This window comes from Pedobacter jeongneungensis (assembly GCF_000633455.1).
Lineage (GTDB): Bacteria > Bacteroidota > Bacteroidia > Sphingobacteriales > Sphingobacteriaceae > Pedobacter > Pedobacter jeongneungensis_A.
In genome coordinates this window covers 76,953-91,978 of sequence record NZ_AYMG01000029.1, presented here as the reverse complement: position 1 = coordinate 91,978, position 15,026 = coordinate 76,953, and the positions used below count along the sequence as shown (strand labels likewise).

Below are 15,026 nucleotides of genomic sequence, written 5' to 3'. Positions count from 1 at the left end.
GATTTCAATGAAAAAACTAAATAATGTAAAGCATAACAAACCAGTTTTACAAATGGGGAAAATGCTTTTTGCAATGGCAATGGCCTTACAGCTGCTTTTTGTTGCAGGTTGTAAACACGATGACTTATCGGTAGCCTTACCCAACGAAAACATTCGTCCGGCGGCCGATTTTGTAAAGAATAATTATGAAATGCGCCTTTTTTATGCCGCACTCCAAAAAACAGGATACACCGAACAGTTAAACGGAGCCGGACCTTTTACCGTGTTTGCACCAACCGACGAGGCTTTTAACCGCCTGGGTATTTACAGCACGACAGATTTTGACAAAATGAATGTCGATAGCTTAAAGAAAATAATCGGTTATCACATCCTGCCGCGTAAACTGATGGTGAATGACATGCCCAGCAATGGTATAGATGTGCGCTATGCAACCTTAACCGGCCCGGAGTTATATCTTTCGCGTGCAGCTTTTAATCCAAATGGGGGAGTTGAAAACGAGCTTTATATTGATGGGGTTGAGGTGATCAGAAAAGATGTGGTTGTAGCCAATGGTATACTGCATTTAATGGATAATGTGTTGAAGCCAAACTTTAACAAAACGGTACAACAGTGGCTGGCAGAGCATGCCGATTACAGTGTGTTTGTAAAGGGCTTAAAGAAGTTTAACCTGTGGGATCAACTGGCCACCGGTACAACATTTACCATTTTTGCACCCAATAATAAGGCTCTTGAGGATGTAGGTATTACTGAAGCTTCCTTAAATGCCTTAGAGACTGGTAAATACATTGGTGACCGCCTTTTTGGGGCTTACATTTTATACGACAGGCACTTTTTCATCTCCGATTCGCAGGTGTTTTCACTGATCAATAATAACGGTGCCTATAACTATTTTCTCAAAAACGACACTCATTACATGAATTTCGGAGGCGGGAAGTTGTATCCAGAATTTAAGCTGGGTTATTCCCTTACACTGCGTAGCGGTACTACCATTTCTGATATCATCTTAAACTCCGTGACCAGCAATTTAACAGCAAAAAACGATAACCTGTGTAGCAACGGCATTGTCCATCACTTAATCAGTGGATTGGTTACGCCAGAACAAGCGCTCAAGAAATAATATATCATCATGAATATGAGAAATTTAAAAAACTTTTGGGTATTCGTTTTATGGGCATGTATCCTTTTTTTAGGTGCCTGTTCCAAAACAGAATTTATGCCCGATCCTGAAGGGGCCAGGGTGCCTTTTCAAAGCGATGCCACACAAACGGTAGAACAGTTGTTAACGGCTTCGCCTGCGAAACTGTTTTACAGTGCATGGCAAAAAAGCAATATCAAAAATATCCTTAAACAGCAGGGAAACAAAGTGGTATTTACGGTTTTCGCACCAAACGATGCGGCCATGCAGGCTGCGGGGTTGAATGCCGGTGCCATTAACCAGATGCCCGTAGAGGAGCTGGACAGTTTGATGATGTTTTATACCACCATTGGTCTGGTAACGAAAGATGAATTGAAAATGCGGAGCGATAATTTCATGGTGAAAAGCCTGTTGCTCCATCCCGGACTGTATGTGAAATATTATGAAAATATACAAAGCAATAATCAGTATGATTTATACTATTACAGGCATTATGTAGGCATAAAAGGTGAAGATTTACTGGTGAATGGTAAAAACGTAGGTAAAATTAATTACCTGCCTGCTACCAACGGAGGACTCTACATCATGGAAAAAACAGTTAACAGACCCGTAAAAACCATGTTAGAAGCTTTAAAGGCCGATGGCAGGTTTACCATGTTCATCGAATCACAGCGTCTGGCAGATGAGCTTTTTCTGAATAAAATTGGCGACGATATCGAGGCTGTTTTTGGAGTGAAAATAGAGCCGGAGGATATTATGCGGGATTATGCCTATAACCGCCTTTACTACAAAAAAGACTGGGGTATAGAAACTCCCCCATATCCAGGTTATATGGGCCCAAATATTACGGTCTCTACTTTGTTTGCACCAACAGATGAGGCTTTTCATCAGGCAGGGTTTCAAACCGTCGCCGATATCCTGAAATTTAACGAACGCAGTATGGATGGGGTCTTTTTTGACGAAAACAGCTATTCGGCCGTAGGCGCTTTCCCGATGGATACGGTGTACAATTTTCACCGTAATTGGGGCAGGATGTTCCAGCCTGCTACCTCTGGTAACGATAAAGCGGCAAATAATTCTACGGTATTTTACAGCAACGTGTTAAAGCCAATGCTAAATAATTATCCGGTTAATCTTGGTGGAAACCCTCCTATAGAATATACCTATACCATGCCACTAGAGTTTTCACTCAGCAATAATAATGTTCAGCTTAAAGTAAAAGGCTCCGAATATCCGGCAGCAACAGTTATCGACGCAGATATCAATACCCTTAACGGCCCAATACACGTGGTAGACCGCCTACTTTTTCCTAAAGGATTTAAACTTAAATAGAACATGGCACAGCAATTTAACCAATACCATAAGAATACCTTATTTTCTTTATTGCTGATGGCCATTTTGGGTACATCGTGTAGTAAAGATGAAAATAAACTGAGCGATTACGACAACAATAAAATTAACCTCGTTATTGCCGATAATTTTAATCTTTCGTCTTTCAGTGCAGCTTTAAAACGCAGTGGCCTTGATAAAACCTTGCAGGAAGGTGCAGGCCCCTATACAGCTTTAGTCCCATCTGATGCCGCATTTTCATTGGCGGGTTATGCAAATTCGGTAAGTGTGCTCACGGCAAATCCCACTATCATTTCGCGTATTGCCCAATACCATACGTTGGATGGAAAGTACGAACTGAATAAACTGCCTTATCTGTTTAATCAGGAGTTGCGGTCGCGTGGGGGTAAATTATATGCCACACACTGGATAAAGGGAAACGATACGGTACTTACGTTAAACGGCTCGCGTATTATATCGCAGAATATTCCGGCTTCAAATGGTTTGATCCAGGTGGTAAACCGGGTATTAAGTCCTTATCTGCACGATTTACTGGGCGATGCCGTTGCTGCTGAATCGAATATTACCCTTTTTACACAAGCTTTAAAAACTTCAGGTTTGCTGGAAACGATTAACAGTTCAGGACCCTACACCATTTTCGCGCCGAATAACCAGGCCATGCAGGCCATGGGTTATACCAGTGTAGAGCAGATCAACAATACTGATATAGAAGTATTGAAACGCCTGGTAAACTACCATATCGTAAAAGACAGAAGGTTTATTTACGATTATATCCTCAGTACAGGTTCATCCAATACCAGCCGTCAGGCGATGCTTGATGGCAATTCGGTTACCATGACTTTAACGCCAGATCCCAGTACTCCGGGAAGTTTTAATGGCATCACCTTAAGGGGAATCGGAAATACAACGGCAGTAAAACTGGTTAAACAGGATATTCTGGCCGGAAATGGGGTATTACATATTATAGATGGTGCTTTACGGATTACCCAATAAGAAACGTAGGCAATTAAAATTAAACTGATGAAGAAAAATATATATCCAACCCCCGTCTTTTTGCAGGAGATGTTTTTACTGCAGCAGGCTGGGCTGAAAATAATCATGCTCTGTGTTTTCCTGTTCATATCCTTTTATGGTATGGCACAAGAAACAAGCGGTTCCTTAACCGGGCAGGTAAAAGATATCAAAGGAATTGCCATACCCGGTGCAACCATTGTGGCCATTCACACCCCTTCGGGAACACGTTATGCCATTTCTGCCGATGCCGATGGGCGCTATTTTTTAAACAATTTACGCATTGGTTCGCCCTATACGCTAACCGTTTCTACCACCGGGATGAAAACTGAAGTGCTGAATGATGTTTCGGTACGTTTAGGCGGTAGCCAGCAGCTCAACTTTGTACTGCAGGAAAATGCACAGGAACTGAGCACCGTAATGGTGTCGGGCAGGGCGAAACCCAAACTAAAGGCTGATAATTATGGAACTGGTAAAAATATCAGTGCCGAACAGGTCAAAAATATGCCCACGATTAACCGGAGCATCACCGATATTACCCGCTTAACCCCGCAGGGTAGCCGCGACAACAGCTTCGGTGGAACCAATTTTCGGTATAACAACGTCACCATTGATGGAGCCGTAAATAACGATGCCATTGGTTTTAGCCCTTCGCTTGGTGGACAAACCGGAACATCGGGCATGAACGGAAGCAGTACCCGTACCAATCCCGTTTCCTTAGATGCCATTGAAGACATGCAGGTATACCTGGCGCCATTTGATGTTAAAATCGGAAATTTTACAGGCGGGTCGATCAATGCCGTAACCCGTAGTGGCACCAATAAAGTGAGCGGATCAGTTTATGGCTTTGGCCGGAATGCAGTCATTACGGGCAACGACCGTGTAGGCAGTCTGGGTAAAATGAACAGCGACTTTGAGGATTACCAGGCAGGTGTGCGTATAGGTTTCCCGATCATTAAAAATAAACTCTTCTTTTTTAGCAATGAGGAGATTACCCACCGTCAGGATCCTACGCAACTGTATGTAGGTACAGCAGAAACGAGTCATATCCTGAGCGTAGCCGATGCTGATTTAATCAGCAATGCCGTTAAAACCCGTTATGGCAATGTTTTCGATGCAGGTACCGCAGGTGTGTACACCAATTCGAACAAATCGCAAAAATTCTTTAACCGTTTAGACTGGAACATCAGCGATAAACACCAATTGGCCATCAGGAACAATACGATTTTTAGTAAGGCCACCCATATGGACCGCGATCAGCAGGATTTCCGTTTCAGCAGTATGGCTTTTGAACAGAAAAATAACCAAACCAGTACCGTCGCCGAGTTAAAAAGCCGGTTCAATAACGAACTCTCCGGAAATGTATTGGTGGGTTTTACGCATGTGAGCGATAGCCGCGATCCTTTAAGCGATCCTACATTGCCACAGGTACAAATTATGGGCCGCACGCCCGGAACCACCATTTATCTGGGTACCGACCGCGAAGCGAGTATCTTCAACATGAAACAAAAAACATGGGAATTTACCGCAAACTTAAACTGGACGAAGGGCCGCCATAAAATCTTGGTGGGTACGCATAACGAGTTGTACAACATCCAATATGGTTTTGTTAATGCCTGGAACGGTAGGGTAGACTACCAAAGCATCGAAGATTTTATCAGCAATAATCCTTACCGCGTGAGGGGCAGTTACAATTATACCAATAACAGCCGCGATTACCTGTTGGCGAATCCGGCTGCCGATTTTAATGTAAACATGTACAGCTTGTATGTGCAGGATGAAATCAGGATTAGCGATAAATTGAGTATTACACCAGGTTTACGTGCCGATATGGTGAATTTGCCAACCATGCCAGCATTGAGCGATAAGGTAAAAGATATTATGGCTGACCCAAATTTTGGCAATACCTATACCTACACACCGCTTAACCGCATCGAAAACAAATTTTTAAACAAGGTACAGTTATCACCCCGTTTAGGTTTCAGGTATGATGCGCTGGGTAATCAAAAACTGATTGTAAGGGGAGGTGCAGGTTTATTTACAGGCCGTATTCCTTTTGCCTGGCTAGCCTATGCCTATTACAATACAGGAAATAACTTTGGTGCTTTCGATCAGCGTGCCGATCAGCAGCCCTTTGCGCCAGGTAGCGATGCCATTAAACCAAGTCCGAATGGGATAGGGAATTTTATAAAGCAAAACGGTGCGGTAATTAATAACCCGAATAGTGGCCGTACACAGATCGATCTGGTGGATAACAATTTTGTAATGCCACAGGTATTCCGCGGAAGTTTGGGTATCGATTACGAAACCGATAACGACTGGCGTTTTACAGTTGAAGGCATGTACACCAAAAGTTTAAAAGATGTACTTTTTCAGCAATTGAATACCAAGGATAATCCACTGTATTATGGTTATGATAAACAAAAACAACAACCGGTTTACAGCGGAACGGTTGATCCACGTTTTTCTAATGTTTACTTATTGAGCAATACCAGTCAGGGCTACCGTTACAGCCTAACGGGATCAATCACCAAAACGTTTATCAAGGCTTTAAATATTACCGCCTCTTATACCTATGGCGAATCGAAAGATTTAAGCAATGGTGTACGTAACTCGATGGAGAGTAACTGGCAGTTAAACCAGGCGCTGGTACCCAATAACCCGGCATTGAGCTATAGCAATTTCGATACCAGGCACCGCATCGTTTCCAGTATAGGCTATAATCATGCCTGGGAAAAAGCAGGAAGAACCACAATAAGTTTATTCTTCAGTGCGCAATCGGGCAGTCCGTTTAGTTATGGTATTGTAAACAGCAGTATCCAGGGTTTATCGCAACAGGTAAGTTTGGCCTATATTCCATTACGTGAAGAAGCCATCCGCTATTTTAAAGATCTGCCTGCACAAACGGCAGCTCAACAGGCGGCAGCTTTTAATCAGTTTATTGATGGCAACAAATACCTGAGTAGCCGCAGGGGTGATTTTACCGAGCGTAACAAAGGGCGTACCCCATGGAATGTTCAGGCCGATCTGCATCTGGCACACGAGCTGTTTATAAATAGCAATAAATCGCAATCGCTGAGTTTAAATGTAGATATCATCAACCTTACTAACCTCATCAATAAAACCTGGGGCGTACAGTATTTCTCGCCAAATACTTTTAACTCCACCAGCAGCGTAGGTTTAACGCCAACTTTGTTCCCGCCACAGCAAAATGCAGGCAACTACCCGGTATTTACCTTCAACAACCCAGGTCAGCCTTATAGTATCGACTATTTTAGTTCGAGGGTACAGATGCAACTGGGATTAAGGTATAGTTTTTAACATCAAAAATAGATATTATGATCATTCAACATAAAAGGAGTTTAAGTATCGGATTGATGCTTTTCCTGATGCTCATCATCGGAGCCTGTAAAAAGGATAAAACCGAACCCGAGGCGGTAGCGTTTAAAATAGAAAGTTATTACCCAAACAGCGGGAATGCAGGTACTTTGGTAACCATTACCGGAAAGGGCTTTGGTACTGATGTCAGGCAATATTCCGCTACCATTGCGGGTAAAGCCGCAGAAGTAATCAGTGCAACAGCCGAAGCCCTGGTGATCCGCATGCCCGAAGGCGGAACTACAGGTGCATTGGCCTTAAAGTACGATACCCAAAGTTTTGATATCGGTCCGTATACCTATCAGGATTTGACCATTACAACCGTTTTGCCTGCAAATGGACCTGCAGGTTCACAGATCAGGATTACCGGAGCGGGTTTTAGCAGTACCACAACACCAGCAACCGTTTTTATCAACGGTAAAGCGGCATTGGTGGTAAGCGTATCAGATAACCTGATTGTTGCCGAGGTACCTGCCGATGCAGGTTTTGGTGCCATCATGGTAAAAGTAAACGGAAAAGAAGCTAAAGGCCAGAATTTTACTTATCAGGCTATTGAAAGTATTAAACCTTTAACTGGAGGTAAAAATACAAAGGTAACCATAAATGGAACCGGATTTGAAGAACTTGCCGTTGGGAATATTATTGATTTTAATGGAACGGCTGCAACTGTATTGGAAGCCGGCAAGGAAAAACTGGTTGTTGTAGCTCCGGATGGCGTAAAAACTGGCCCGTTATCGGTAAATATAAATGGCCAAAAAATTACAGGACCAATTTTTACCGTGGTTGCACCGCCATCTATTGGCATTGTTACCCCATTAAGCGGGCCAAAAGGCACCGAAATGACCATATCGGGTACATTGTTCAGTAGTCTGGCTGATGAAAATAAAGTATTCATCAACGATGTTGCTGTGCCAATTACATCGGTCTCTGCAAACCAGATTACATTGGTGTTGCCAGGTGGTACAGGTAGCGGGAGTGTAAGGGTAGTGGTGAATGATCAACCCACAGATGGACCACAATTTAAAGATCAGACCCTTGGTATCCTTTCCGTTAGTCCGGATAATGGTTTGGCAGGAACAACTGTGACCATCAAGGGCTCTGGCTTTAGTACAACTGCTGCCGATAACAAAGTATATTTCAATGGCGTATTGGCTGCGGTAAAAACGGCGAGCGAAAATATATTGGTATTGGATGCTCCGGCAGGTTTAAGTACAGGCGATTTAAAAGTGGTGGTAGCCGGACAGGAAGCTTTAGCCCCACAGGATTTTAGAAGAGCGGGCATGATTACTTTAGCGGGCGGACCAAATAGCAATACTTTTGGAACTTTCATGGCCGGTATTGCGGTTGATAACAACGGTAATGTGTTTGTAACAGACCGGATGAACAAAGTGGTGAAAAAAATTGCCCCGAACGGTACGGTAACGGTTTTGCAGGCAAATGGCTCGGATATTATTTTTGATACGCCTTTTGGTATCGTGATTGATAAGCAGAACAATATCTACGTATCTGATATTGGCCGTAACCAGATTAGAAAGATAACGCCTTCGGGCCAAAATACCGTTTACGTTTCCGGTTTCTCGCCAGGTTTAATGACATTTGATAACGCAGGGAACCTTTACGTAAATGTAAACGGCGCTTTTGCAGGGATGAACAAAGTAAATGCCATTGGTGGCTTTACCAAAGTTACCGGACCGCTTTGGCCTACTGCTCATCCTGTGGTTGATGCTTCAGGGAATTTGTATTATGTAGATTCAGGTTCTGCAAGCAATAATGCCATTTCGTATATCGAAGCTGGTGGATCAAACCTTGTTAACTGGATCGGTTTTAGCGATCCGGGTTTTCAGGATGGAATTGGCACCCAGGCCAGATTTAATAGCATTGCAGGCGGTTTAATGCCTTATGGTACCGGGAAATTGATTGCCGGCGACCGCTTTAATTATGCGCTCAGGGAGATTGATATTGCCGCCAGAAGTACTTCAACCCTTGCTAAGTTTACTTCAGGTTTTGCCGATGGAACATTAGCAACTGCGAAAATTGCTTCTATGGACGATATGGCTATAGATCAGGAAGGAAACATCTATATTTTAGATGCCACGAATAAAGCCGTTCGAAAAGTGTTTTTGAAATAAATTGATCTGATGATTAACCCGGGGAACATCATTGCTCCCCGGGTTTTAACAAAAATGAATGCAGGGGATTAATAGAAGCCAGCATGAGCATTTAAAATGCCTGCTGATCAAACTGGAAGAAAACCTCAGAATGGAACAAACTTGCCCAGGTGATGAAGATGATCTTCAGCTACTTGCCGAACTTGAAGCCACGAGATCTAAGCGTTTGCACTTGCAAGCTTTGTACATTGAATACCTGAAAAAACTCGCTGATATTGAAATGCATATCGCACATTATAAAACCATTTATAATGATGTGAGTATCAATTTTGTAAGCAGCAGAATCCGGAAACTCAATAAAAGTGAAAGGTTTAAATAAGATAAAATGCTTTAAACTTAATCTGATGCATTTTTTATTTTTAGTACTAAGCCATTGTAAAATAAACCTGATGGAAGCGGCACCGGTTTTTCATCGGTATAGCGAACAGCAGAAGTCATTTTTTTATATGAATTGGCTTTATTGAATCTTTATGGTGATGAAAATGAGTTTCGAGCCAGGCTGCCAGCACCACCATGATGATCATATAGAGGATTGCCAGCAACCATCGTTTATTGGAAGGGTTTAAAGCCATTGGTTAAATTTTTTAATGTACAGGGTTTTAATAAATTGAGTGAGCATACAATAGCTTATCAGGATGCCAATTAACCAGGTGAAATAGGCAATAGGCAGGGGTTGCATTTTTAGTGCGGAAGCAAAAGGTGAAAAGGGAATCAATATTCCAATCACCATAATTAATGAAGTAAGTGCCACAACAGGTGTGGTTGCCCAGCTTTGGATAAAAGGGATTTTTTTTGTCCTGATCATGTGCACAATAAGTGTTTGCGACAATAAACCTTCGATAAACCAGCCGCTTTGAAACAATTGCTGGTGTGCTGGACTATTGGCTTTAAAAACAAAGAACATTACGGCGAACATGGCGTAATCGAAAATGGAGCTAATCGGGCCGATGTACAGCATAAACTTCATAATGCCTGAAGCATCCCATTTTTTCGGTCCTTTAATAAAATCGTCATCCATTTTATCCCATGGTATGGAGATTTGAGATACATCATAGAGTAAATTCTGGATCAGGATCTGAACAGGTAGCATTGGCAAAAATGGGAGCAGTGCACTTGCGCCCAACATGCTGAACATATTGCCGAAATTGCTGCTGGCCGTCATTTTGATGTATTTGATGATGTTGCCAAAAGTCCTTCTGCCATAGATTACCCCTTTACGTAAAACCATCAGGTCTTTTTCCAAGAGGATGATGTCGGCACTTTCTTTCGCAATATCAACTGCAGTATCTACACTGATTCCTACATCAGCATCTCTTAAGGCTACGGCATCATTAATCCCATCACCCATAAACCCCACTGTATGGCCTTTAGCCTGAAGTAGCTTAACTACCCTCGATTTTTGCAGCGGACTAAGTTTTGCCAGAATGGAAACTCCGTCAAGCTGATGCTGCAGGTCCTGATCGCTCATTTTCTCTACTTCAGTTCCCAGCAATATCTTACTGAAAGGAATACCCACATCTTTACAGATTTTTTTAGTTACAATTTCATTATCACCAGTAAGTACCTTAATATTTATACCCAGGTTTTGCAGGGCCTCTATGGCGGTTTTTGCAGATGGCTTGGCAGGATCAAGAAATCCTATAAATCCGGTGAGGATCATCTGGTTTTCATCTTGTACACTATAGTTTAAAGCCCTGTCATCAAACTCGCGGATAGCCACCAGTAAAACCCTTAATCCCTCTGCATTTAGTTTTTTTGAGGTATCCAGGATCATTTCGCGCATGGTTTTGCTCATGGGCATCACTTTGTCTGATTCGATATGGAGCTGTTTGTCCGTGCCCGGATCGAAGGCAGAGCTACATAAATCAAGCATTTCTTCAACAGCACCTTTGCAGATGAGCAAATGCCTTCCATTGCGCTGTTTTAAAACCACCGACATCCTGCGCCGTTGAAAATCAAAAGGAATCTCGTCAACCTTTAAAAAACTTTCTTCCACTTTCAGGTAGTCGTGCAGTTCTACGTGTTCGAGCACTGCAACATCAAGCAGGTTTTTTAAGCCAGTTTGGTGAAAACTGTTCAGGTAGGCCCATTTTAAAACCTCTTCATCGTCATCGCCAAAAATATTCAAGTGCCGCTCCAGTATAATTTTATCCATGGTAAGGGTTCCGGTTTTATCTGTACAGAGTACATCCATCGCACCGATATTCTGGATGGCATTAAGGCGTTTAATAATTACTTTGTGTTTGCTCATGTTCATGGCACCTTTTGCCAGGTTGGCGGTAACAATCATCGGTAGCATTTCGGGGGTTAAGCCCACAGCCACTGCAATAGCGAAAAGTAAGGCATCCCACCAGTTTCCTTTAATTAACCCGTTAATTAAGAAAATGAGCGGCACCATTACCACCATAAAACGGATAAGGAGATAACTCACTTTGTTTACACCTTTATCGAAATTAGTTTCGGCACGTTTACCTGTAATTTCTTTGCTTAAGGAGCCAAAATAGGTTAGGTTGCCGGTATTTACCACCACGGCGGTAGCGTAGCCGCTTACTACATTGGTACCCATAAAACAGATGTTATCGAGCTCAAACAGTGGCTTTTTCTCTGCGTTTCGGATCACCAGACTTCTTTTTTCAACGGGTAAAGCTTCTCCTGTAAGCATAGATTGGCTAACAAAAAGATCTTTTGACTGTACAATGCGACAGTCAGCAGGGATCATATCACCTGCAGAAAGTATGATGATATCACCTGGAACCAGTTTTTTAATATCCACTTCCTTTTTGCCAACCAATCTTCTTAAAACTGTGGCCGTGGTTTTAACCATACTTTTAAGTTGCTCTGCCGCCCGGTTGCTCCGATATTCCTGAAAAAAACGGAGTAAGGAGCTGGCCAATACCATAATGGCCACCATGGTTACGGTTTTATAATCTGCAGTTCCAGGCCGGGCCAACCATACATCGAGGATAAAAGATACCAGGGCAATAATGAGCAGAATACCAATAAAGGGATTGATAAAAGCCTGGAAAAGCTGTTTAATCCATGCAGGTGCTTTTTCATGGTGCACTTCATTTGGTCCAAAGCGATTTAATCTTTCTTTCGATTGTATGGCCGAGAGACCTTCTTCACTGCTGTCGAGAATGGCAAAGTAAAAATTATGATCTGCCCTCGAAACATTTTGTAGTTTGGTACTTGCTGCTTCCTCGTTATTGTTCGACCATATTTTTCTGTGCTCTGGAAGGATTCTTTTGATTTCTTTTGCAACTGTCATTTGTGTATATATTAGGGGCGGGGTATTCGGTTGTTTTACAGGTCGTTATCATCTCCGGATTTATTCCAGCTGATTTCGGATACCTGTTGCTCGATGGTTAGCCGACCGGCAATTTTTTCCATCAGGGCATCTTCATTGCTATTGGCGAATATTTCGGCAGTAATAATGGCGATGGAAGGATCTCCATCATCAGTACTTTTTAACGATCGTAGCAAAAGTTTGCTGTCATTACTGGTAAATTGCAGTAGCAGCACACGTAGGTGGTTTTCTACGTCCTGCCTGCATTTGATAATGAGGACATAAGGCACGGGAATGTGCGCGTTTTTTAAAGGTAAACGGCTAAGTTTTACACCAACAGGGCGCATAAATATGTGGGTAAGGATAATAAGGGCGGTAAAAATGCCTGCTTCAGCAATAAAGCCCGTTCCGCATGATGCACCAACTGCTGCTGAGCACCATAGGGTTGCGGCGGTATTAAGGCCACGTACATTTAGACCATCTTTCATGATGACGCCTGCACCTAGAAAACCAATGCCGCTTACTACATAAGAAATTACCCTGCCGGCGGCATCGCCACCCTCTTTTACGCCTAGGATAACGAACATACAAGCGCCGATACAAACCAACATATTGGTTCGTAATCCTGCCATCCGTTGCCGCCATTGGCGTTCGGTACCAATTGCGGCACCTAAAATAAAAGCTATAATCAGCCTGAGTGTAAAATCGAAAAAAGTCATAAATTTCTTTTTATGCCCATATCAGGCATAAAGGAAATTTATACCTATGGGGCGGTTAAAACATGAATAGTTGTGTTTTTGAAATAGGGGCCTGCGTCCATATATAATTTTGTTTTTTATTGTGCTGCAAAGGTAAAAGATGTCTTTTAAAGGCGCCGTTAGAGGAGAAACAGAAATTCATTAGAAATTTATTAGAAAGTTTTTGCCATTCTGAGTGCAACAAAGAATCCGCAAGCGATGAGCTGGAACATTATATTGCAAAAGCAATTTCTTATTGTAAATTTTGTCATCCGCACAGTCTTGCCTCGGCTCGCCGCCGAAGGGCTCTTACTTTTGGCTTGATCCAAAAGTAACAAAAGATCAAGGCTTGCATCTTTTCTTGAACTAAGCTATCGAAATTCTTATTGCGGCAATATAGAGGCCCCGATGAAAAATCGGGACTGTATATTGCCTTGGTTGTGGTTTTGTGTGGGGTTATGCAAGAATTTCAATGCTTATTCCTGCGAAAATCTGCTATGCCGGATAGCTGGGTGCAGAGGAAGTTGTTCTGTTATTCTAAGTGTAACGAAATCCGTAAGCGAAAAAGATCCTTCACTACCTGCAGAATTCTTAAATATGTGGTATTTCTATACTAAACACACTGCCCTCATTTACCACTGAATGAATTTGTACAGTACCATGGTGCATGGTGATGATTTTTTTGGTAAGGGATAAACCTATCCCATTGCCGGAAGTGAAATCCTTATTTGCGCCCCTGTAAAAAGCAGTGAAAATACGCTGTATATCTTCAGGAGAAATGCCAATTCCTGTATCTTTAAAACTCAGCCTGATCTGAGTGCTGTTAAAATCAATTTCAACTGTACATTGATGGTTTGATGAAAACTTACAGGCATTTTCCATCAGGTTAATAAAAGCTACTTTGAGCAGATATTCGTTTCCGGTGATTGAAATGTCGTTGTCTTCCTCAATTTCCAGGGCAAACTGTACATCAACTTTATAATTCTTATCGATTTTAAGTACGGTTTCCCTGGCATCCATTAATAGTTCATCTACACGAATTTTTTTCATGCTCACGGTGCTTTGGTCGTAGCTTGCTTTTGCCAAATCTAACAGGCCGTTAGAAAGTCGAACTAATTTCTGTGCATCGGCCAGTGAAAGTCTGATGATTTCCTGATATTCAGCAGTGTTACGCTCTTTAATTAGTGCCAGCTGTAATTCACCAACAATGGTGGATAGGGGCGTGCGGAGTTCGTGCGAAATATTGCTTACAAAACTTTTCTGACTATCGAATGACTGCTCCAAACGATCGAGCATGTGGTTAAAAGTATATGCCAATTCACCTATTTCGTCTTTTTCGTTCTTTACCTGAACGCGGTTGTACAAATTGGTAGCGGTAATTTGTGCCACTTTATCTACGATTTCTTTAACGGGTTTTAGCGCCCTGCCCACAAAGTAATAACCGGCTGCAATGGTTAAGCTGATGATGATGATAAAGGAAATGACCAAAGCATATTTAAGTTCCTGCAAACGATTTAAACCATACTGATCATTTGCTGCTGCGGTAATTACATAGGTTTTGTGATGGTGCTGGTAAAGCAACCCTACCACTTGTAAATCGCCCTGATCGAAGTTAATGCCTTTTTGCTGCACAATCTGATCGATCATTTTTCGGTTCTCCTTAACCTTATCTATTTGTACGGCATCATGGTAAAGGAGGTTAAAGGAGGTGTCGTATATGGCCACTTCCTCTTCAAAAAGCGAATTTGGTGCACTTTTATAAATCAGCTGTAATACTGCTGCAGGTACTTTTGCATCAAAAAGCAGGTTGGCTTTTGTAATGGCTTCTTTTTTTAACTGTTTATAATATTGGTCTTTTCTGGTTTTAGCACTGTAGATGTAAATAAATACAGCAAAGGCCAGCAGCAATGAAGCAAAAAGCGTAAAAAATAACAACAGAAGCTTTACCCGTATTTTCATGC

9 protein-coding genes are annotated in these 15,026 nt (G+C 42.2%); 6 read left to right on the top strand and 3 right to left on the bottom strand.

Going from position 1 to position 15,026, the window contains the following annotated elements:
- The first annotated feature begins 7 nt into the window (after positions 1-7).
- From U859_RS31310 to U859_RS0124535, 6 genes are read left to right on the top strand one after another with little or no spacing between them, the layout of a single operon-like run.
- Complete coding sequence (locus U859_RS31310) at positions 8-1,117, top strand: fasciclin domain-containing protein (protein ID WP_162800029.1); 1,110 nt, start codon at positions 8-10, stop codon at positions 1,115-1,117.
- Positions 1,118-1,132: 15 nt separating this feature from the next.
- Positions 1,133-2,467: a fasciclin domain-containing protein gene (locus U859_RS0124555; protein ID WP_162800028.1), complete on the top strand. Its 1,335-nt coding sequence runs from the start codon at positions 1,133-1,135 to the stop codon at positions 2,465-2,467.
- A 3-nt stretch (positions 2,468-2,470) separates the two neighbouring features.
- Entirely contained in the window at positions 2,471-3,478 is a 1,008-nt protein-coding gene (locus tag U859_RS0124550) for a fasciclin domain-containing protein (RefSeq protein ID WP_025145909.1), read from the top strand.
- A gap of 27 nt (positions 3,479-3,505) precedes the next feature.
- Positions 3,506-6,817, top strand: a complete 3,312-nt coding sequence (locus U859_RS0124545) for a TonB-dependent receptor (protein ID WP_240183093.1) — start codon at positions 3,506-3,508, stop codon at positions 6,815-6,817.
- Positions 6,818-6,834: 17 nt separating this feature from the next.
- Positions 6,835-9,003, top strand: a complete 2,169-nt coding sequence (locus U859_RS0124540; protein WP_025145907.1) for an IPT/TIG domain-containing protein — start codon at positions 6,835-6,837, stop codon at positions 9,001-9,003.
- A 58-nt stretch (positions 9,004-9,061) separates the two neighbouring features.
- Positions 9,062-9,361, top strand: coding sequence for a hypothetical protein (locus tag U859_RS0124535; RefSeq protein WP_025145906.1), 300 nt, complete (start codon positions 9,062-9,064; stop codon positions 9,359-9,361).
- 243 nt (positions 9,362-9,604) lie between these two features.
- Here the strand turns inward: U859_RS0124535 and mgtA are convergent, their stop codons facing one another.
- The 3 genes from mgtA to U859_RS0124510 all read right to left on the bottom strand — a co-directional run bounded on the left by mgtA (position 9,605) and on the right by U859_RS0124510 (position 15,024).
- Entirely contained in the window at positions 9,605-12,310 is a 2,706-nt protein-coding gene (gene mgtA / locus U859_RS0124520) for a magnesium-translocating P-type ATPase (RefSeq protein ID WP_025145905.1), read from the bottom strand.
- 35 nt (positions 12,311-12,345) lie between these two features.
- Positions 12,346-13,047 carry an MgtC/SapB family protein gene (locus U859_RS0124515; protein ID WP_025145904.1) on the bottom strand — a complete coding sequence of 234 codons (702 nt, stop codon included), beginning with the start codon at positions 13,045-13,047 and terminating at the stop codon, positions 12,346-12,348.
- A 609-nt stretch (positions 13,048-13,656) separates the two neighbouring features.
- Entirely contained in the window at positions 13,657-15,024 is a 1,368-nt protein-coding gene (locus U859_RS0124510; protein ID WP_025145903.1) for an ATP-binding protein, read from the bottom strand.
- Positions 15,025-15,026 lie beyond the last annotated feature (2 nt).